The organism is Mucilaginibacter sp. A5337, assembly GCF_059690695.1.
On sequence record NZ_JCAWEC010000002.1, the window covers coordinates 460105 to 481245 of the forward strand.

Sequence of the window (21141 nt, forward strand, 5' to 3'; positions counted from 1 at the left end):
ACAATATAAACTTCATATACATATTTTTATAAAAACCAAGGCCTGTAATTGATATTATACGTTAATTCATTACTCCTTAAACCAATTACCTTAGCAGGTACGCCACCCACTATTTCTTTTTCATTTACATTTCTTGTAACTACGCTGTTACAAGCAACAACAGCGCCCCGACCAATTTTAACGCCGGGCAATATAGTAACCCTGGTGGCTATCCATACATGATCTTCGATGATTACAGCTGCGCCTCTCGTGCCATGATTGGCATCGTTAGGGTCATGTTCTGTTGTCCAGATATTTGTTTCCTGGCCTATGTCTACATTATCACCAATTATTAAATCACCGCCCCGGGCATCTAATATTACATTTTTATTGATAACGCAATTGCGTCCGATGCTAATTCTGCCATCTTTTCCCATTATATCTATTCCCATGGCAATAAAAGTATGATCCCCCAGGGTATTCAAAACCCGTTTTAAAAAAAAACGCCGAAACTTAAATGACGGGCAATTCATTAGCCAACTTTTAAAAATATACTTAAACAATCCTGATAACCATTCTTTAAGTTTCATAACCATTATTTTAAGATGACTTTTTATGATAAACCCTCAAGGTTTTTTTCGATGATTCCATCCAAGAAAAAGCCTTTAGCCTTTCAGTTCCCTTTTCAATTAAATTATTACGCAGATTATCGTCAGTTAGCAAGCTATCCATTTGATGTGCCAGTTGCTGTTCCGAGTTAAAAAGTAAACCCGCATCACCGACAACTTCGATTAAACTGGATGCGTTACGTGCAATAACAGGCTTTTTAAATTTCATTCCTTCAAGTACAGTAAATCCAAAACCTTCGTAGTGACTGGGGGATACAACTATATTGCAATTGGTGTATAAAGAAACAAGATCATCATTATCTACATATCCAAGAAGCCTAACTGAACCGGGCTTTAAACAAAGTGTTTCAATTAGCGCTTCTATTTCAAAAATATATTGACCGATATGCATACCAGCTATCACGAGCGTTATATCCGCTTCAAAACACTGTTCAGTAAAAATTTTAAATGCCCTAATTAAATCGTCAAATCCTTTACTTGGTAAAAGCTTACCAACTGAAAGTATATAGCCATTTTTTTTAAGCTTAAATTTATCAACTCCATCATTTTTAAAACTGTTGTTAATGTCAAACCTGTGATCCAACGCCTGGTGAATAAGGTTCAGCTTATTTTTAGGGATTTCAAGGTAGCTTAAAACATCTGATTGTGTTTGATGTGATATAACGATCACTTCATCTGCATTTTTGATCGCGTTATCGCCGAATACTTTGAATACCAAGTTTAGATACTTATTCATCATTTGAGGTACCGTTCTGTGATACAAATCATGCACCGTTATGACAATTTTTGTTTTGTTGCAGATGAATTTCACTAACGGGCCAAAAAAATAGGGATTATGGTAGATATCAAATTTTTTAAACCTTAAATAAAAGGGAATTAAAAAACTGGAATAAAACACCTGTAAAGGCAACGGGCTAAATACTCTTAATATCTTATAGTTGTTAAAGCTGTCCAGCTCCCTAAGCAAAAAACTGCTATTATACCGAGTATCTATCAGTATAGTATAGTCGTTTTCCTGATCGGTCAAAAGCAGGTGGTGTATCAAGTTAAAAAAATAAACATCTACTCCTGTATGTTTATTCCTTAAATAGGTACAATCAAAAAATATTTTCATCAAATAGGGTTGAGTCAAATAATACTGTTTCTTATCTTATTGATCTTTTGTTTTTTATTAAAAAAGTTTGGTTTTCAAACCTGTTGTATATCTCAAAAAAGCGCATCATTAAGTAGTATTTCTTTGTTCCAAACACCCGATTAAAAGTGCTTAACATGCTAAATATTTTGTTTAAAATCGGTGGATTCTCTCCATATGTCTTTTTTAACGATTTAAGTTGTTGTTCCCTATCATTAAGTTTGATATTGTTTCTTTCGAGTAAATCATAATAGCCGCCAGGTGCTGTCGAAAAATGATTATGAAATACATATCCTTCTTTGACAAGACCGCGATAAAGCCTTCTGTGCGGTTTTAAAATAGACACACCATTGTCAAACTGATTGTAATGGTATTTTAGTTTGCTTAGGCTATCTAAACCGTGAGTCTTTAAATTCTGTAAATAGTTTTCAAATATCTCTCTATACTCTGGTATAGTTGACAGTGTAAATTTATCCTGCCTCTTAGCTACACATTCTATATCGTTGGGGTCAAAACTCGAAAAATGAAAAATTGTTAATGGGTACTTTTCGTCGTCTATGAAAAAGCTATCGCCTTTTTTAAATAGTTTTCTTTCATGGTAATTCCAAAAAGCAATATTAACGGCAGGATTATGAATAATTAAAACCCGATCACCGTATAATGAGGGCAAAAAATCCATCCATTTTTGGTCAACATGTAATGCGTCTTCTTTATCGGCAAAGCATTGGTTTGTGAGTTTTGTTTTCCACCATTTAGTTATATGGCGACCAATTTCAGAGTTATTTATACCGAAGAACCCAAGATTGTAAATACCAACCCATAAAAGAGATTCCTCAGCAGTAGCACCTTCAAAAGAAATATAGGGCTTTACTATATGAGGCGTAAGTAGGGCATCGTAATTATTCAAATACTCAAAAAGAAACTCAAGACTGTTATATACAACCATATCGGGATCGAGATATAATACCTGGTCGTATTCGTCTAACAGTTTTTCAAGATAAAATGGCTTTACAGCAGTACTGAATTCTATTACGTCATATTTAAACGCCATATCGTAATAGTTATCTATTCCAATATTTTTTGCCTCAATAACATTAAAGTCATCGCACATTAAATCATGTCCGTCAAGTTCATCCGATAAAACAATATCAAAATTGCAATCAGGACAAAACTTTTTTACCGAATAGCCCAAAACTTTAGCCTGTGCCAAATAATTTTTGGCGCAAATAGTAAAAATCGCTTTCTTTTTCATCATTATCATTTATACATTTAGCTAACGTTGTAATATCCCAACTTGCCTTGTAGACCGTGTACTAAGCCAATAAATATCGCTTTTACCTTTTTTAACTTGTTATTTTCTGCAAGTAAAACTTTTATTATTCTACTTATAATGTGGGTTCTAAGCAGAACGGTTTTATAAGTTTTTGGAAAAATGTCAGGATATCGCTTCCACATTGTTATATGGTTTCGAACTATGAAATAAGTCCTGAAAGCTGAGTAATTGTCCGTTTTAAATCCCCATTTGCTTTTTGTAACATACCCAACTTTATGTTGTAAAATTATATTGGTAAATACCACAGTTTGGTAGTTATTATTTTTTTTTACGCGATAACAAAATTCATAATCAACTGCATCTATAAAAAGCTCATCCATAAATAGTCCACATTCTTCAAATATGTGCAAGGGAAAGATAGAACCAGAGGTAATAGTATCTGCGACTTGTATCATCTCATTATTTGGTTCAAATAGATAAGACTGATTACATACAGGGTTTATACCGAAAATCCCAATCTTTTTATCAGATTGGCCCTCAACCAAAGATTTATACCTGGCCAGAACACCTGGTTCAAAATAACTATCTTGATCTAATGTTAGTATGTGTGTATATCCATTTTTTACTGACCATTTTACTCCCATGTTCAGTGCTGTTGCTATACCCACATTTTTACCTGTACCTAAAAAAACCAATTGTTCTTTGTACAATTGAAGTTCACTTAAATCTTTTAATGAACTATTGGGAGTATTTTCCCATATAATTAATTTTTCAACATCATTGATACACGATTGAATATCTTTAACCAGTTCTTGTATCTCGGGATGATAAGTGACTATAATTGCTGATAATTTCATTTTGTGTTTTTATGCGTTTCCAATCGTAATACCTTATACAGGTCTAAGAACTTAATATCCAATTCTTTAATAACAACCAACGGCCATTTCCAGCCCTGGTAACATAGGTCAATAATTCCGGGGGCAAGTGCCAGGCCAATGAGTCCGAGATTGGTAAATCTTAAAACGATATATAAAAGTGCAACAGTCGCAACTCCTGATATTATAGAGGGCTTAACAAATGGGATATGATTTCTGGTCGAAATAATTGCTCCTGAAATGCCAGAATTTAATCCGATGAAAGATGATATAGCTACAAATATGATAATTTGCTGATTTAAATTAGTGTTACTTTTTATAAGATGCAATAATGGTTCGCTCAACAAAACAATAGATACTGAACCGGTTATAAAAATAGCGTTGGCAACAATAAAGCCTTTGACACATATGGCTTTGATACGCTCTTTGTTACCTTCTATTCTCAAATTGGCAATTTGTGGTAAAAAGGTAGATAATGAAATATTTGCTAAAGCAACCGTAATATCCATCATCTGTTTTGTTATGCCAAAAGAAGCTATTGCTGTTAACGATAAGAATAATGAACCGATGAAAATAGATGATTTTTGGATCATAAATCCCCCCAGCGATGTAATTCCATATTTCATGGCATTAGGGTAAATTGCCTTAATCACTTCTTTTTTATCTTGTGCTTCACAATTTTTTAGTTTCAAAACCATGTCGGCATTGAAAAATGTTCGCTGAGAAATTGATCTTATTATTATTATTGATAAAAGCTGAGCTAATACTAACGCTATCAACCCAAAGCCTAAATAGATAGCAATAGTTGAAACCACTAAATAAACGATGTGGCCAAGTATGGTAATTTGCTTTGAGATTTTGATTAAACCTTTGCCCTCTAACAAAGCGTCATAATATAACGTATATAAATTATAAGTATTTATCGCTATAAAAAGCCCCCATGCGATGAACACATTGGGTTTATTACCATGATAGTTTTGCAAAAGAGAGTATATATATATTGAGCCAACAGTAGCAAGCAACACAAAAAGGGTTAATGATACGCGTGAATAGAACCAGCGCATAGCATTTAATAAACCTTTAAATAAGCTATAATTGACGCCATTGGTTTCGGCTGGCGATATATCATGGCCATAAGTTAATAAAGTATTTACGCCGCTAAATACATAAGTTACATTTCGGCTAAATGATGAGTTGAATCCAAAATCAATTAAAAAAACTAATGCAGCTATTGATGAAAACACAGACCATATACCAACATCTTCACTTGGTAACTTGTGTAAAATTATTGGTAATAACAATACTGAGGATGATATTTTGAAAAATGTAGCTGCATAATTCCATAAAACATCCGTTTTGGTAATATTCATTAATAGTTCGTTTATTGCTTTTTCAGCATTAAGGGGTAATAGGCGGTTTTAAAATAACAAAGGCTTTTAAGAATAGATTTTATGTATCCCGTTAAGCGATTAACCTCTTTAATATTAATATAATTAATGTACAAAATCCAAAGGTAAAAAAACCGACAACTACGGCTACTTTTTTGCTTACTCTATCATCTGATAGTGGGAGAATTGGTTTGTCAATTATTTGTATTAAAGGCATTTCCTGCCTTAATCCTATTTTGGCAATTTCCAAGTTTTTTACAATCTCGCCATACATAGCTCTACTCGCTTCTACATCAATTTGTTTCCTTTGTGACGATACTTTAAGTGTTGATAAAAAAGGATTAGCGTTCGGAGCTGCATCAATTGACGATGCCACGCCTGATAGTGCATAGTTTAAAATAGTCTTTATACTATCGGCCTGTTTTTGCAGGATATTTATATTTTGATATGATATTTTTGTTTTTGTTTGAATATAAAAACTGTTTACCATTTCAACCAGTTCGTTTGTGAACAGTTTCGCAAATAATTCATCGTCAGATTTGCATTGAACACTTATTATATTTAACTTTTTATCTGGTTTTCCTACTTTTAATGCCTTTTTATTTAAGAGCGCAACAATATTTGTAATTAAGCTATCCTGCTTTCTGTTAAACTTCTCGGGATCGCCGGTGAATTTTATATTTGTTATGTGATCTTTTTCTTTCCACTTCGTTCTTAAATCATTATGCTCTATGTATCGTTCAAGCAATGATTGCTTTTGAGCGCCAAAATTGACCTCGGTTAACAAGGTTTTAGCTAACATGTTTCTTGATCTATACAATTCAATAATGTTATCTCCTTCAAAGATCCCATTACTTCCCCCACCAAGATTTATGCCAGCCAGACTTGCAAGGCCGGCGTATTGACTAAGTGCGGAACCGCTGCCTGATTCCTGCAGTACAAAAGTACACTCAGCTGTATAATTAATCTTCTTGTAGAATGAGTATCCGAATCCTAAAATAGCCCCTGTTAACGAACAAATAAAAATGGTAAGCCATTTACTTTTAATGTAAGCAATTGATGACTTTATTTTAGTTAATAGTTCATTGACAGATATTTCGTTGGCCGAATTATAGGTTGATTGCTCCTGATTTGTTGTGCTCATGGGTTAGGCCTGATAATTACTGGTTTTTATCTTATTTATTCAAACTTAAAATCCCTAAAATAATTGCCCCCAATGAAGCCAGCCCTGTAGTAAATCCTAAGATAGTTTGCGCGGTATTACCCTTGCTTTCCGATTTTTTAGGAACATATATCTCACTGCCTGGTTTTACTGAAGGATGGTTATTAAAGAACAGGAACTTGCGTGTGCCTTTAACAGTTCCGTTTGGATAAACCACATATGCACCGCGTCTCAGAGCATCCGGCCCGTAACCACCGGCATTTGAAACAAAATCATTAAATGATTTTGACTTGTCAAATACAACTGCACTAGGGTAAAGTACCTGTCCGTTAACACGTACAACTTGTTGTTGCTTAGGCACCCTGATAACGTCCCCGTTTTCTAATAGCAGATCTGTCTTCGAGCCTGGTGACTTTAGGATCTTATCCAGTTCAATACCCACATAATTGTTTCTTAGCTGGGTGGTATCTGTTGTTGTATTTGTTGAGTCCTTATATGATTTTTTTAGCCTGTTGATCCGGCCATAGCGTTCAGCGTTGACTGAGGCGGTATCAGTTTTATTTTTATCAATACCAAGTATCGCAAAATTATCACGTTTTAACGAACCACCTGCCGCATCGGCTGAAGCGGTAAGTCCACCCGCTCTTGTAATCAGGTCCGATATTTTTTCGTTCTTATTTTTAATTGTATAGGATCCGGGATACAACACTTCACCCTCCACTTTTACAGTTTTTTGTTTTTCATATCCGGGGAGGCTATAAACAGAAACAATGTCAAAAGGCGTGAGCACAAAGTTAGCATCGGCAGGCTTCAGGTTGCCATCAATGTTAACACTAAAAACTTGCGATACCGAACTGTTTTTAGATGATGGGTCTGCATCTGTCACCCTTCTTGCTACTTCAATGCGGTTTGTACTGGCACCTTCAGCAAAGCCACCCGCTTTTAAAATCAGGTCTTCTACCTTCATGTTTTCTGAAAATGCAAACTTTCCCGGTTTTCTGACATTACCGTTAATGGTAACAGTATACTTATCCCTTAAATCAAATATAGATGAGATGTTAACGATATCTTCACGCTGCAACGGTATGTTCTGGGTCTTATTAATAACATCTTTAACGTTAAATCCTATTATTTCGGTGCTGTTGTCAGGTTTTAAGCGGGTAATGGTACCGCGCTCCGTAAAGGCATCTTCTTTTAGTCCTGCTGCTTTGTCAATTAATTGCAGTAATGTTAACCCGTTTTGAAGTTCATAATCGCCAGGTCTAAAAACGGCTCCTTTTATTACAACCCGGTTTTCAAACCTATAAATGATAGGTTCAATGGTATATTTATCCCCTCTTAAGGGAATGTAGTTTTTATAGTCGGCTTCCAGCACATCGGTTATTTTGCGCTGTTGATCACTTACCTGCGATACTTTGATCCTTGCGGTATATGCGCTGTCGGTAAAGCCGCCGGCATAGGTTATAATATTATCCAGGCTTTCCCCTGGTAAAACTTCAAATAGTGCCGGTATTTTAATCTCGCCAACAAGTTGTACCCTGGTGCGGTACGTTGGTACGCGCACAATGTCCTGATCCTGAAGGGTGATGTTATTTTTTTGATCGCCTTTTAGTAAGAAGTCATAAACATCCAGGTGCCTGATAATGCGATTGTTTCTGATAATCTCAATCTGCCTTAAACTTCCGTTATCGTTAGGGCCACCCGCAGTATATAACGCGTTAAATACAGTAGCAAGCGATGGTAGGGTATAGGTGCCCGGTTTAGCCACCTGGCCTATAATAATTACCTGGATACTGCGGATGTTGCCGAGCGTAACCTGCACGCTTGTGCCACGGCCAATAGCGTAATTGTTTGCGGCAAGCTTGCTTTTTATTAATACTGTAGCTTGTTCAATAGTTTTACTGCCTACGTTTAAAATACCAACGCCCGGAATGTTTATATTTCCTTCGGGTGATACATCCAGTTTCCAGTTTACTAACGAGCTGCCATATACACTAATATTCAGCTGGTCATTAGGACCAACAATATAATTCAGCGGGGTTGCAAGTTTAAGGTTGGGTTCAAATGAGCTGTTTTTGTTTTTAAAAATGTCTGCACCAAAAATTTTAGGTTTTAGGCTTTCAAAAAGGTCTTTGTTGGTGTAAACGGTGTCCGTTGTATCTCGTTTATAGTTTAACTGCCTTCCCTGTTGTGTTTGTGTTGAATCAGGTTGAGTATTGGATGATCCGTTGTTTTTGGTCCTTAGCTTTTTTATGCGAAGCTCTAATTTTTGAACTTGTGCAGCCGACATGCCGCGGCTTTGAGCCTGTTGCAGTACATCCGTATCGGTTAAGTTTGCCTTTTCAGCTTGTTGCAGCAGTTGTATCACCTGCTGATCCGAAAGATCGTCAACATTAATTGAAGAAATGTTTTGTAAGTTGGTTTGGGCGGTGATATTAGTAACTGCTCCAAAGCTTAGCACGGCAATTAAAAATATAAAAAAGCGAAGTCTGTTCATATGTAAAAGTTATCAGAGCATAAAAATAACACTCTAATAAATGATATTATTTTCTGCAAAAGTAAACCAATTTCCCGTTGCCGGGGATAAAGTATTTTTTTTTAATTTGTAGTATAACTGTTGTAATGACCGATAAACTGAAAAAAGCTGTCTGAAATTGTTCGTTAATTAAAAAAATAAGTAAAGTTAACCCTGGCATGCAAATTAAAACTCGAGCCATTTCTGTATTCATAATTCAGTGTGTAAACAGGTGTAACCTCGGCCGAGATCAAATAGTTTTCAAATTTATGATTAGCATAAAATGTACCTGCAATATCCACCCAATGTAAATTACCTATCCGGGCTTCAGTAAAAGCCTGGTAATACAAATCATTGTTATGCAATAGCCTTTCCAATGTAAGGCCGTATGAATTGTAGTTTTTAAGGTAGCTAATGTCAAAGATAAAGCTATTGCTTCCGGGGCCAATACCTGCACCCACGTACCTGCCATCATTAGTATATCCGTCTCTCGGGCTTTCCGAATGGACATACCATATAGGTTCATCACGAAGTAAATAAGTTGGCGATCGTTGTAACTGCGTTATTTCGGATTTGATCTGTATAAACCCTCCCCGGCTAAGTTCAAATAATTTGCGCCCGCCAAGAGTATATGCCGCTGAATGCTCAGGTTCTTCTAACAGATCAGAAAGGCTTCCTGTGCGGTCGTTACGCGCCCATTCAAAGTAAAGTTCGGCTTTATATAAGGGCAAAAGCTGCCGGATATTAAGTGAGTACGCAAAGTCTTGTTGATCTCCATTTTGCCCGTTATTAATATTATTGGCCTTATTTGAAGATCCGGTAATAACCGGGATTATTTTGCGGATGATATTTTTGTTATGATAAATTGAGTCTTTGTCAAGATAATCATAAGCAGAAAGGCCAAGATATAACCCTTTTAACCATTTGGGTTGCCAATTAATGCTATAAGCCGAAATATATCTCGAAACTTTAGGTTTCGGGATATATAGATTACTTCCGTATATAAGTTTGCTTACATCGTCTGGAGCAAAACCAGATTGTTTCAGGTTACCGCCTATAATTTGCCATTCAAACGAACCAATTATTGTATTAACAGGCTTGGTTGAATTGAATGTCCAGTGAAAGAAGCCCGGCGCCGAATTGCTCATCATGATAGAATTTCTTATTCCGGGCCCCCACCATAGGTTTTCGGTAGATACACCTGCTTCTATGCTTTTATATGCCAAAGTGATTTTTGATTGCCCCGGATAAACATGTTTCAATGATGATGTGCCAAATCGTTCGGGTGCGTCTATTCCGTTGATTTGGGTAAAGTAGGCACTCATTAAAGCCTGCGAGTTATTTTGGGCCTGAACATCGGCAAAAGTCGAAAAGCTTTTGTTTTGCGCATAAACCAACTCTGGTTTTATTTGTATGTTAAGGATTCCGGTTTTTAATAAAAAACCACCGCTAAGCATACTTTGATAACCGGCGTTAGGGTATAATGAAGAATTATTGTAACCATAAGGGCGCTTTACATTGTACTCGTTTAACCAGTTAACCGGAAGAACACGCAAGCCCGAAGGCATCCCCATGAAATTAAATTTAACGTATTCGCGGCTTGCAATTAGCGGTTCAAGGGCAGAATCAGCCACAACAGAAGTTAAAGGCCGGATAACAAACGATGATTTATTATCGCTATTTCCTGCTACCTGCTCGCGGCGCAATAATTCTTCAGTATAACTCCCAACAGGCACTGTTTGACTGTAGCTTTTTAACGAAGCAATTAGGCTTAGCAAAACAAAGATATATACGGATCGGATAGTTATATTAATGCTCATCAAAAAGAAAGGTTTAGGAAATTAATAATTAACCCAACGGTAATATTAAAATATCATTTTTTTAATATTAATTAAAGGCTTAGGTCCTTGTGTACTAATCTTAGATCAATATTTTGAATTGACTGATATTTATAACAACAATTATCGGGTTTTTTTTAAAATTCCAAAACGTTTTTTAAAGTTTAATAAAAAAACTACAATTTAATTACCATACGTTAGTACGAAGTAAAACATTACAACGGTATTTTAATTTTTGTATCCTGGCGCGCGGGATAGTCGGTTTGGCCAAAGACTATGTAACGGTAATGCCATGCCTGAAGTTTGGTGGGCCGTTAGTTCACAATCGTGGTGCCCGCAAATTTCACGGATGCGAAAACATCTTTGGCATTTTAGCAGTAGATCGAGTAGGCGTTAAAAAAGGAAAATGAGAACAACAAGACCGCCTGACATAAACCCGGCTTTCAATCCCCCCGTATTTTCCATAAATTGCCAGCATGAAAAAAAAGGGTATTTCCGGATCTGATCTGTCATCTCCCTTGCTGGCTACACTTGAACAGGAAAGGCAGATATTGTTAGACCTGGGAAATGACATAACCCGGGTTCGGGATAAGAACGACCTTATCACGCTTTTTAAAAAAAGGATTAAAAGCTTATTTTATTTCACGCATACAATTGTTACCCTGATTGATTATAAGGACGAAACCTATGTTCCTTTCCTGTTGGACAATGAGGGCTCCCCAATCCGGTCGCATCTAAGATACGACGAAATGGTGAAATCACATTTTTCGTTAAATGAACCCTTTATTCAGTTGGTATTGCAGTCAGAAGAACCTATATCTTTTTTGCTAAAAGATATAATGGACAAGCCGCAAAGCCCGGCTTTTCTTCGTGTTAATTACGAAAAAGGTGTAAAGGAAATCCTGATGACCCGGCTGATGAAAGAGGGAAAGCCAATGGGGTTTATTCATATTTATTCGGATAAACAGGGCAGCTTTAGCAGTGAATTTCGAAATATAATAAAAGGCATTGCGCCACAATTGTCGAGTGCTGTATCCAACATTATCAAAAATGAGGATCTGCTTAATAACGAAAATGAAAAATCATTTCTCCTGGAGTTTAGCAGTGATATTGTAACGGTAAGAACAAAAGATGAACTTATCCGTGCAGTTCGCGCCGGTTTAAGCAAGTTAAACCCACCGGGCGGTTTTGTTATTCGCCGCATCAATGAAGACAAAACAACCATGAGCCCCTACGTGTATGATCTTAGCAAGGCACAAGATCCAAAAGTTGTAATTGCGCTGGAGAATGCCCGGTACCCCATCAATGACGGACTTCAAAACCGCGTGTTGAATAGCTCCATCCCTTTATTGTTTAATGTTGACAGGGAAATACAACGGGGTATCACCTCCACCTATCTGCAATATTGGAAGAAGATGGGATTTAAAGATATTGTGGGTATCCGGCTGCGCAATGCAGAAACAAACCACGGAATTTTGTTTTTAGACATAGGAGAGATCAACGTTCAACTGCTGCAGGGTATCTGTGCGCAAATATCCATAGCCCTGGCCAATATTTTCGCCCACGAGAAAATCAATAAAAAACAGGAAGAGCAAGCTTTTTTGTTGGATTTCAGTAACGATATTTCACGGTCAAGAACTAAGCTCGATTTGCAGAATGCGATTTTCAGGGTATTGGATAAAACAATGCATACCAAGCTCGCAATGCTACGCGTGATAGATGACGATGGTGTCCACTTATCCTCATTTATGTATGACGAAACATTGTTTAATAAGGCCAAAACAACTTATGATAAAAAGCAGAGCGACCGGATTACCGTTGATGAAACCTATACGGCACAGGTGCTTGCCAGTAGGGATGGATTGGTGTTTAATGTGGAAGAGGAATTAAAAACCGGTAATTCTTACGCAAAGCTATGGAAAACAACAGGGCTGAAAAATATGTATGCCCTGCCGCTACGGGTAGGGGAAAAAAACATCGGCACCATTTGGCTGCTCGCAAACCGGTTGAGCCCGTTACTGCTAAAAGGGATATGTGCTCAAATATCTATAGCGGTTGATAATATTAGAGCTAACGAGAAATTGCTTGACTATAAAAAACAGCTGGAGGTTGAAAACGATTATCTGAAAGAACAGATAAAAACCATTTATAATTTCTCGGAAATAATAGGGAAGGGCGAGCAGATGCAAAAAGTATATCGCCTGATGTCATTGGTAGCCGATTCCAATACTACCGTGCTGATCTCCGGCGAAACGGGCACGGGAAAGGAACTAATTGCGAGAGGTATTCATAATGCTTCGCCCCGCAGAGATAAATTAATGGTAAAAGTTAATTGCGCTGCATTGCCGGCAAATCTTATCGAAAGCGAATTGTTTGGTCATGAAAAAGGTGCATTTACGGGGGCTATCGACCGGCGTATAGGTAAATTTGAGCTGGCTAACAACAGTACGCTCTTTCTTGATGAAGTGGGCGAACTGCCACTTGAAGCGCAGGCTAAGTTGTTACGTGTGATACAAGAGCGAGAACTGGAGCGAATTGGCGGTAAACAGACTATAAAGATTGATGTAAGGCTGATTGTAGCCACCAATCGCAACCTGGAAGAAGAAGTAAATGCGGGCCGCTTTCGTGCAGACCTGTTTTTTCGCCTGAATGTATTTCCCATCAACCTGCCTCCGTTACGTGAGCGGCCGGAAGATATTGAGCCGCTTACCCATTTCTTTGTACAGAAATACAGCAGGAACACCGGCCGCAAAATCAGGAAGGTTGCGACAAAAGTAATACAGCAATTACGCGCCTACGCATGGCCTGGTAATGTACGGGAGTTAGAACACTTACTGGAACGCAGCATCATATTGACAATCGGTGATATCTTGCAAGATGTATATATACCCGAAAAAACGAACCAGGGACAACAGGACCAGGCATATCTTTTTAACCGGTCGCTGGAAGAAGTTGAACGCAGTTATATTATTGAAGCATTGAAACGGTGCGACGGTAAAATTTCAGGTGTGGGTGGCGCTGCTGATATTTTGAAAATCCCCGGCAATACCCTGCACTCCAAAATAAAAAAATTAGGCATTGCAAAAAGGGATTATTTTGTCTGATAATATCTCCACGTATTTTCTCATTGTTCCTCTTATATAGTGAGATACATAGTGCTTTCACTTTATATAGTGAAAAGTTTTATTGCTGTAATTATGTATCTTGTTGATTGTTAGTGATTTGCAATGTTTGGCATCGGCTTTGCCTTTTTAGAAACAAATCATTAAAAAAATCAACATTATGAAAATCGTAGTTATTGGAGGCACTGGCCTCATCGGATCTAAAGTAGTTGCAAAACTTCGTCAGCATGGACATCAGGTCATCGCCGCTTCGCCCGATACTGGGATCAACACCATTACCGGAGCAGGACTTGCAGAAGCCATGAGCAATACGGATATTGTTATCGACCTGGCAAACTCTCCGTCTTTTGAAGACCAGGCAGTCCTTGAATTCTTTCAGACAGCCGGCCGCAATTTATTGGCAGCAGAAATTAACGCAGGAGTAAAACATCACGTAGCACTTTCCATTGTTGGAACCGACCTTATGCAGAACATCGGTTATATGCGGGCTAAAAAAGTTCAGGAAGATCTGATCAAAAAATCGGGAGTGCCATATACCATTGTAAGGAGCACCCAATTTTTTGAGTTTCTGAAAGGTATTGCTGATCAGGCTACCGTAGGCAATGAAGTGCACCTCTCAGATGTTCGGTTCCAGCCTATTGCCGCAGAAGACGTAGCTACTTTTGTGGCCAGGTACGCCCTGATGGCCCCTGTTAATGGCACAACTGAAATAGCCGGGCCGGAACGCTTTGCTTTATATGAAGTAGTGGCCCGTTATCTGCGGCATGCAAATGATCAGCGCAAGGTGTTATCAGACGGCAAGCCCTCTTACTACGGTGGAGAAATCAGCCATAAAGCACTGGTGCCGGCTGGCCAGGCAGAACTGGGTACCATTAACTTTGAGCAATGGTGGAGCAGCCAATTACAAAAGGCCTGATAGTAGTATCTGTACCCTGTTGAAACGAAGATGACGGGTGGCAGTTTGCCGAGGCTGTTGTAACGGGAATGCACTTTCCACCAGTTCGTGCACCAGGATATCCCTACGCCGGCGTATTTATCCTTACGCAAACCGGTCAGCAACACGGCAAGTCAGCAGGCAGCAGATTGTGCTTTTACCTATTTTTTTAACAACAATCATCCAGCCGGTCTGGTTAACCAGACCGGCTGGTGTTAAAAGAAAAACAAACTAACACGTAAGATTATGAATCCCACTTTTTTATATCCAGCTGATGAAGATCTGAAAGATCAATCAGATAAGCCCGACTTAACCATTGACGGAGCTCCGCTTAGCGAAGGCGGTGAGTTTTTGGATGATGCGCTTCGTATGAAAGATTTGCCGTTAATGTTTAGCGAAGATAAAATTGATACCTGGCGCAACCATAATTTATTGTAGTACTCCCCAAGGCAGAGCAGTAAATGAAACTATTTTGCCTTTTACGCCTGAATAATATCACCTTGTAATGTAATCTAAGTTGAATTGAAAAATTAAAAAATTAAGCCATGCAAGTATTTGATATCGAAATCAAAAATGTGCTTCCCATATTAACGGACCTGGTTGAAACCATCAGGAGCTTTAATGCCCCTCAAAATATTTACCTGAGCCGTACATATGATAACAGCACACCTGAGTCGGGAATCCTTAAAAAGGGATTTGGAATTAAAGAGCGTAAATTGCCTGATTTTTTTACCCATTTGGGCATCCGTAGCTTAACTTTGAGCTCGCCATATGTCGAAGATGTACTTTCCAGGTGCCTCTCTGATGTTGAAGAGGCAGGTAATAAAAGCGATAAATGGTCTGAAATTAAAAGCGAAAAACTGGTTGCTGATCTTTCAGAACTGTTCCGGGGATGTCGTACGATTGCTTTTGATGATTGGGCAAATATTGCCAATTCTTCTGACTTATGGCGCGGTTTACTTTCAGATGTTATCCGGCCTTTAACGGAAAAGAATTTAGATTTTATTTTTTATCTCGGAGATCCTGCTAAAAAGCTGTTTTTCCAGGTGGATGAGATCCTCGACATTATAAGTGCGTTTTCAAAACATGGCCGTGTTACCTTTTGCCTGGACGAAAGTGAAGCTGTTAAATTGTGGATGGTTCTAAATGGGGAGAGTCCAGGTTCGGGATTAAGGACTTTCACACCAGGAGATTTAAAAAGGAAATACTTTTCCATATTCAGGACAATGGCCGTGGACCGGTTGCTAATCTGGTCTGCAAATGACGCGATAGTATATTCCGAAGAGCAACAATTTGTGCTAACACGAAAGGTAGTAGACAAAAACCTTGAGGTTGCGGATAACGCCAGGGACAATTTCGTTGCCGGCTTTGCTATAGGTCTGATACTGCAGCTTGACATCAGGTATTGCATTGCCCTTGGATTAATTGTTTTTGCCTCACGCGGAGAAAATAATTCAAATCCTGATAAGGATGACATGATCGCTTACATTGAAAAGTGGGTCAGCGACCTTAATCAGGAAGATATCATAAGTTTATATCAATAGGATTTCCGTTGGGACCAAAGCTTATGCTGTTCTGCAACTTTGCTTAAAAAAGGCAGGTTTATTATTGTATTCTTTCCTTCTTTTAAGCAGATCAAACGAACAGGAATGAAATCACATATGAAATTTATAAAAAAAGTTCGGTAGTTTTTGGTGCTACCGAACTTTTTCTGGCGGAGAGTTAGGGATTCGATAACCAGTTTGATTTCCGCTATAACTCGCCTCTCTCCCTGTATTGATATCTCAATGCACAAGCCGACCCCGAGTTTTCTGGGATCGACGCTCACCTTCACCTGCATATCTGCCGCTCTGATTAGGGTTTTCTCTCCCGTTCCAATGATCTCGTATCCCGCGGCTATTCTGTTTATATTTATAATATGTACTAAAAATAGTAGTATATGTATTTGTTTGATAATTTGCAAAAAGCTGAGATCGAGGAAAGTAGATATGCTGTCCTCTCACGGGGCTCATGTTAATGAATGAATAAACAGCTTTGGATATCCGCCCGTCATGGGAGGGCTACCTGGATAATAGTTATTACACACGGATGGGTATCTAATCAATGATCGAGTACTATATCTTGTTCGGCCATGTGCAGGTCATCAACCCACTGCCGACATTGATTCCCTATAATTGTCGTTTTGTTTTTTATGAGGGGAATTTTATACCAGGGCCTATTTTCCGGAAAAGGCTGTTAAAAGGCAATACAAGCATGGACACGATCATAACTGGAGAGCGTGCGCAACTATAAACGGATCAAGTAAAACGGTTTTAGGTTACTTGATAGTGATTGTTATCTTGTTGGTTTAAAAATTGAGAGAAGATATGGATATTTATTATTGTTTTTTGATTGATAGTTTTTATGATAAAAAAATAATCTTTACTTTTATAACAACCAATTATTTAAACCAAATACCTTACACTGAATTGAAAATATCTAAAATTATCATTAGTTCTGGTTAAAGAACTGAAATTACAAATTTTTGGAATAAAGAAATGATCTGGTGAGTGTTTACCAGTTGATGATTTTGATGGTATACATCATGAGTTATCACGCAGGTATTGATTCATAGGTACTATTGCTCGCCCGTAAAAATACTTTGCAAAGAGAGGCTGTATGCACCTATTGCCTGCCAGTTGCTACGTGATAGCTAAGTTAGCTTAAACCTTAATTGAAATTTTATGAAAAATCAGCAACTAAGTTTGAAAAACATCGCCAATGTTCTGAGTAGATCAGAGATGAAAAAATTATGGCTGGTAGTAGAGGTGGTGGCTGTGTTACATATGTAGCATGTGGCATTGGAGGCATTGATACGGGCGGTCCACCGCCGGTCTGCTGTTATGCATGCGTTCTATTTGACGTAAGGTCAGAGCGGCAGCCGTCCGGACCTGCGTAGTACTATTTTCCGGGAACCTGAATTGCAAACGAATAGAGATGGCCAAGCAAGCTTTAGATATTTTAACGCTGACGGCGAAGGAAGATATAGAATTGCTATTGAGGGAATAGATGAAAATGGTAATCTTGGACATCAGGTCTTTCATTATATGGTTAGGTAGATTGAATTTATTAGTTATGTCAATTTCAGGACCTTAGTTTTTTTGAATTCGATTTTGAAAAAAGCACTTTGCAAAGTAGGATGCATTTCCTTATTCATAATGCCGGTTGTTCCGTGATAACTATTTGTTAATCATTTATCTAATTTATACTTTATGAAATCAGAGAAATTAAGTCTCAAAAACATCAAAAATGTTTTAAGCAGGTCAGAAATGAAAAAAGTAATGGCTGGAAGCGGCGGAAGTGATTGCTGTTATTGCTACAACGTTTGTACTAGTACAGGATGGCAAGTGGTCAGCAGCAATTGCGCGCAAGCCTGTAATGGTCCTTGTTCCAGCACGCTTTACACCGGCTGCCTTTGATCTATTGTAATTGGTCCTCCGCCCGGAACGGGCGGAGGACCGATCATTGCCAGGAACTGGTTAATAAATGTGACTATCAGCAACAAGGGCCTGGCCGTAACTTTTAACAGGAATTCAGGAAATAATGTCTGCTGGACAAACCATTAATTCTGCCTCCAGCTGATTGTCGTCGGTATTCAATCTCATAATCCGAGCATTATCCGGATATTGCTTTCTAAGGAAACCGGATCAATATAATAATCCCCTTCGAAGTAGTCTTCCTTTCCGGATGTTTGGCATATCTGATGATAATAGTTTATTTTGAGGCACTCTGCCATATACCAAAACAGAGGGCTAGGGTAGTCAAGTTCGTTTGTATTCTTCTGATGCAGCTCCAAAAGAGCGGCACCGCTTTCCATAAAGAGGAGATTTGTAAGTCCGGAACCATGTGTCCCGATTAAATACCTGACCTCTGAGAAAATGGCTACTTGTTCTAAAAACGAATGCTCTTCGGGGCAAAAGACTGCGAATCCATACTTTTTTACAACTTCCTGGACGGCTTCTTCGTTTATCACCTTCCGACGTCCGGCAAGTTCGCGGCTGACATAAAGTTTTGGTCTTTTTTGGGAAAATATCTTTTTTGAATTCCTCACATAGTTGCGAATAAAGCTGCTGACTTGTTTTAGTTCGGTGGCGCTGTAAGAATCACAAATGGGTTTGATCTGCGGAAGGCACAAACTTTCTACCCAAAGACTTTTGCCATCGGGAATGAAGTAAATGTTTTTTACTCCAAAGGGCTCAAGTGAACCCATAATAAAATCGGCATTTTTGTAGTGCTCAGGAAGAACCAATATCAACTCATCGAGTTTATCGCGAACGCTCCACAACCTGAAAATTGACTCACAAATCCAGTGGTAATAGTTAAACCAGGGATGGTGTATCACTAAATAAGTATGAGAGCCATCGAGCTCAATTAAATTCCCGGGATGGTCAAGTGCATTATAGTAATAATAGCTTACTTCACTCTGGTAGTCTTTTAGCTGGTTTGCGTAATCGTGATGGCTCTCTTTTATCAGTCCATTTTTGTTCATACAAAAACCAGTAAAGGATACGAAAATATTTTTGAGGCGTTTGACTTTCAACGGGGCCACCTCAAAAGTCAAACGAGAGGCATACAGATGCCTGTTTTCGTTTTTCAAATTTATGGGAAATGGTACTGTAACGGTTGAAGGCATAGGATTAGCGGTTTTCACTTAATAAAAAAATGAGTTTGTAGCTGCTATAACACATGGACGGTAGATTCATCTTCTAACAATTTTGAAAAATCGGTAACACTGATTACGTTCATGAGTTTTGTCCTGTTTCTTTCAAAAAACGCATAATCAACGTGGTCTTCCGCCGGAAATAATTCCTGCTGCCCCCGTCTGATAATACCAAGGCCACAGTCGCTGTCGACAACTACCATTTGAAGATCAGTTTTATGCATTCGATAATGGGCCCAGGATTTCCAGCAATCCCCCATCCATCTGGCGGATATCCTTGGTACCATTTGCATCTCTTCGGTTTCCGGAAGCATATCGTGACAAACAATACTTCCATTTTTAGCCAGGTGCATTATCGCGTTGTCAATATCTCTTGTAACCTGGTCCGCATGATGAAGGCCATCGATAAAAATAAGATCGAATTTCTTTTCAGCAGGTAAGTTCTCAAAAAAAGCATCTGACGTTAAGCCGATAATGTCTTCTCTTAATGGCTCCGGGTCAACGGCAGTTTTATTTGGACATTGAACCAAGTCGAAATTCTGAGTTGGATTTGAGGTGCCAATTTCGAGATAGGATGTATAGCTGAATTTCTGAATCAGCAAATTGATAAGCTGACTCCTTGTTATTCCGTTCAAAGAATTGAATTGTCTGGCAGCTGCACTAATGAGCTGACTTCTGAAGAATTTATAAAGCGTGCCCCTTGGGTAGACTCTCTGCTTTTGATTGGCGCATATAATATTGTTTATAAAATCACAAGCGATATTTAATTCATGGTCTGCCATAACGCTGCCATCGTATAATTTAAGATAAGCCTCCCATTCTCTTATAGTGTATTTTTCAAGTATCCGTCCGATTTGTTTTCGTTTCAAATCATTTAAGTCCCCGGAAGGAACGGACTCACCGAGTTTTTTCCTGCCTAAAACTGGCGATGCCGAATCTCCTTCCAATAAACTTATCGAAAAACATTGCGATGCTTCATCCATAAAATTATAAAATGATAAGTTCTTGAAGGTCGAATCGAACAGCAGGCCATATTTCATTAACAACGATCTTCTGAAAATCATGGTAGAAAATGAAAATGGATTGTGATGTAGAAGTACTACTTTAATGTATTTCTTGAAATTTGACTTCCATAAGAAATCAAACGACGCTTGGGCAATATTTGGGAAGATCAACTGCGTTCCGGAGGCGCCAACACGGGGGGCGCTTTCCATGTATTCAAATTGTCTTAAAAGCCTGTCCTTTGTGTAAGTCATATCAGGTTCGCTGAAACAAACATACTTGGATTTATTGTCAAGCAACCACTTGTTAATCAAATCGGATCTGTCACGAGTTTCCTCATTATAAATGATTTTTACCCGCTCATCATCGATGCTTTTCAATTTTTGAGGGGTATCGTCCGCTGATGCATTATCGATAATGAGCAATTCAAAGTCTTTAAAATGTTGATTTAAAATGCTGTCGATGCTTTGATTAATTGTTTGCTGATTATTAAAGCAAATCATTAAGCAAGAGATCTTAGTTTTCATGACAGATTGGATTAGGTTTATTGCATCCAAAGTAAGAATAATTTTTTCTTAAAACACTATATAAAT

Annotated in this window: 14 protein-coding genes; 4 read left to right on the forward strand and 10 right to left on the reverse strand. The window is 38.2% G+C overall.

What is annotated here, in order from left to right; genetic code table 11:
• Positions 1–26: 26 nt before the first annotated feature.
• The 8 genes from AC59JO_RS06825 to AC59JO_RS06860 all read right to left on the reverse strand — a co-directional run bounded on the left by AC59JO_RS06825 (position 27) and on the right by AC59JO_RS06860 (position 10773).
• A complete protein-coding gene (locus AC59JO_RS06825) occupies positions 27–569 on the reverse strand; it encodes an acyltransferase (RefSeq protein ID WP_497304303.1) in 543 nt (180 codons plus the stop codon).
• Between the two features lie 10 nt (positions 570–579).
• The gene (locus tag AC59JO_RS06830) at positions 580–1722 is read right to left on the reverse strand and encodes a glycosyltransferase family 4 protein (RefSeq protein WP_497304305.1); all 1143 of its coding nucleotides are present in this window, start codon (positions 1720–1722) and stop codon (positions 580–582) included.
• A 31-nt stretch (positions 1723–1753) separates the two neighbouring features.
• The gene (locus tag AC59JO_RS06835) at positions 1754–2992 is read right to left on the reverse strand and encodes a glycosyltransferase (RefSeq protein WP_497304307.1); all 1239 of its coding nucleotides are present in this window, start codon (positions 2990–2992) and stop codon (positions 1754–1756) included.
• Between the two features lie 17 nt (positions 2993–3009).
• A complete protein-coding gene (locus AC59JO_RS06840; protein ID WP_497304309.1) occupies positions 3010–3870 on the reverse strand; it encodes a glycosyltransferase family 2 protein in 861 nt (286 codons plus the stop codon).
• Positions 3867–5258, reverse strand: a complete 1392-nt coding sequence (gene wzx / locus AC59JO_RS06845) for an O-unit flippase-like protein (RefSeq protein ID WP_497304311.1) — start codon at positions 5256–5258, stop codon at positions 3867–3869. Before wzx ends, AC59JO_RS06840 begins: the two co-directional genes overlap by 4 nt.
• 91 nt (positions 5259–5349) lie before the next feature.
• Positions 5350–6420 carry a lipopolysaccharide biosynthesis protein gene (locus AC59JO_RS06850; RefSeq protein ID WP_497304313.1) on the reverse strand — a complete coding sequence of 357 codons (1071 nt, stop codon included), beginning with the start codon at positions 6418–6420 and terminating at the stop codon, positions 5350–5352.
• A gap of 31 nt (positions 6421–6451) precedes the next feature.
• A complete protein-coding gene (locus tag AC59JO_RS06855; protein WP_497304315.1) occupies positions 6452–8935 on the reverse strand; it encodes an SLBB domain-containing protein in 2484 nt (827 codons plus the stop codon).
• Positions 8936–9099: 164 nt separating this feature from the next.
• Positions 9100–10773, reverse strand: a complete 1674-nt coding sequence (locus tag AC59JO_RS06860) for a capsule assembly Wzi family protein (protein WP_497304317.1) — start codon at positions 10771–10773, stop codon at positions 9100–9102.
• 494 nt (positions 10774–11267) lie between these two features.
• Between AC59JO_RS06860 and AC59JO_RS06865 the strand changes: the two genes are divergently transcribed.
• The 4 genes from AC59JO_RS06865 (at position 11268) to AC59JO_RS06880 (ending at position 16391) form a co-directional block, all read left to right on the forward strand.
• Positions 11268–13895, forward strand: a complete 2628-nt coding sequence (locus AC59JO_RS06865) for a sigma 54-interacting transcriptional regulator (RefSeq protein WP_497304318.1) — start codon at positions 11268–11270, stop codon at positions 13893–13895.
• A gap of 178 nt (positions 13896–14073) precedes the next feature.
• On the forward strand, positions 14074–14829 hold the full coding sequence (locus tag AC59JO_RS06870; RefSeq protein ID WP_413668194.1) for an SDR family oxidoreductase: 756 nt from the start codon (positions 14074–14076) through the stop codon (positions 14827–14829).
• 264 nt (positions 14830–15093) lie between these two features.
• Positions 15094–15285: a hypothetical protein gene (locus AC59JO_RS06875; protein WP_413668193.1), complete on the forward strand. Its 192-nt coding sequence runs from the start codon at positions 15094–15096 to the stop codon at positions 15283–15285.
• Positions 15286–15392: 107 nt separating this feature from the next.
• The gene (locus AC59JO_RS06880) at positions 15393–16391 is read left to right on the forward strand and encodes a hypothetical protein (protein ID WP_497304321.1); all 999 of its coding nucleotides are present in this window, start codon (positions 15393–15395) and stop codon (positions 16389–16391) included.
• A 2096-nt stretch (positions 16392–18487) separates the two neighbouring features.
• Here AC59JO_RS06880 and AC59JO_RS06885 read toward each other — a convergent pair.
• Both AC59JO_RS06885 and AC59JO_RS06890 read right to left on the reverse strand, forming a co-directional pair.
• The gene (locus tag AC59JO_RS06885) at positions 18488–19537 is read right to left on the reverse strand and encodes a glycosyltransferase family 61 protein (RefSeq protein ID WP_413668191.1); all 1050 of its coding nucleotides are present in this window, start codon (positions 19535–19537) and stop codon (positions 18488–18490) included.
• Positions 19538–19563: 26 nt separating this feature from the next.
• Complete coding sequence (locus AC59JO_RS06890) at positions 19564–21075, reverse strand: glycosyltransferase (RefSeq protein WP_497304323.1); 1512 nt, start codon at positions 21073–21075, stop codon at positions 19564–19566.
• Positions 21076–21141: the final 66 nt, after the last annotated feature.

Coding starts and splice junctions, on each gene's coding strand:
- AC59JO_RS06840 (WP_497304309.1), bottom strand. CDS start 3,870: ATGAAATTATCAGCAATTATAGTCACTTATCATCCCGAGATACAAGAA.
- AC59JO_RS06890 (WP_497304323.1), bottom strand. CDS start 21,075: ATGAAAACTAAGATCTCTTGCTTAATGATTTGCTTTAATAATCAGCAA.
- AC59JO_RS06870 (WP_413668194.1), top strand. CDS start 14,074: ATGAAAATCGTAGTTATTGGAGGCACTGGCCTCATCGGATCTAAAGTA.
- AC59JO_RS06835 (WP_497304307.1), bottom strand. CDS start 2,992: ATGAAAAAGAAAGCGATTTTTACTATTTGCGCCAAAAATTATTTGGCA.
- AC59JO_RS06860 (WP_497304317.1), bottom strand. CDS start 10,773: ATGAGCATTAATATAACTATCCGATCCGTATATATCTTTGTTTTGCTA.
- AC59JO_RS06880 (WP_497304321.1), top strand. CDS start 15,393: ATGCAAGTATTTGATATCGAAATCAAAAATGTGCTTCCCATATTAACG.
- AC59JO_RS06830 (WP_497304305.1), bottom strand. CDS start 1,722: ATGAAAATATTTTTTGATTGTACCTATTTAAGGAATAAACATACAGGA.
- AC59JO_RS06825 (WP_497304303.1), bottom strand. CDS start 569: ATGAAACTTAAAGAATGGTTATCAGGATTGTTTAAGTATATTTTTAAA.
- AC59JO_RS06865 (WP_497304318.1), top strand. CDS start 11,268: ATGAAAAAAAAGGGTATTTCCGGATCTGATCTGTCATCTCCCTTGCTG.
- AC59JO_RS06855 (WP_497304315.1), bottom strand. CDS start 8,935: ATGAACAGACTTCGCTTTTTTATATTTTTAATTGCCGTGCTAAGCTTT.
- AC59JO_RS06875 (WP_413668193.1), top strand. CDS start 15,094: ATGAATCCCACTTTTTTATATCCAGCTGATGAAGATCTGAAAGATCAA.
- wzx (WP_497304311.1), bottom strand. CDS start 5,258: ATGAATATTACCAAAACGGATGTTTTATGGAATTATGCAGCTACATTT.
- AC59JO_RS06850 (WP_497304313.1), bottom strand. CDS start 6,420: ATGAGCACAACAAATCAGGAGCAATCAACCTATAATTCGGCCAACGAA.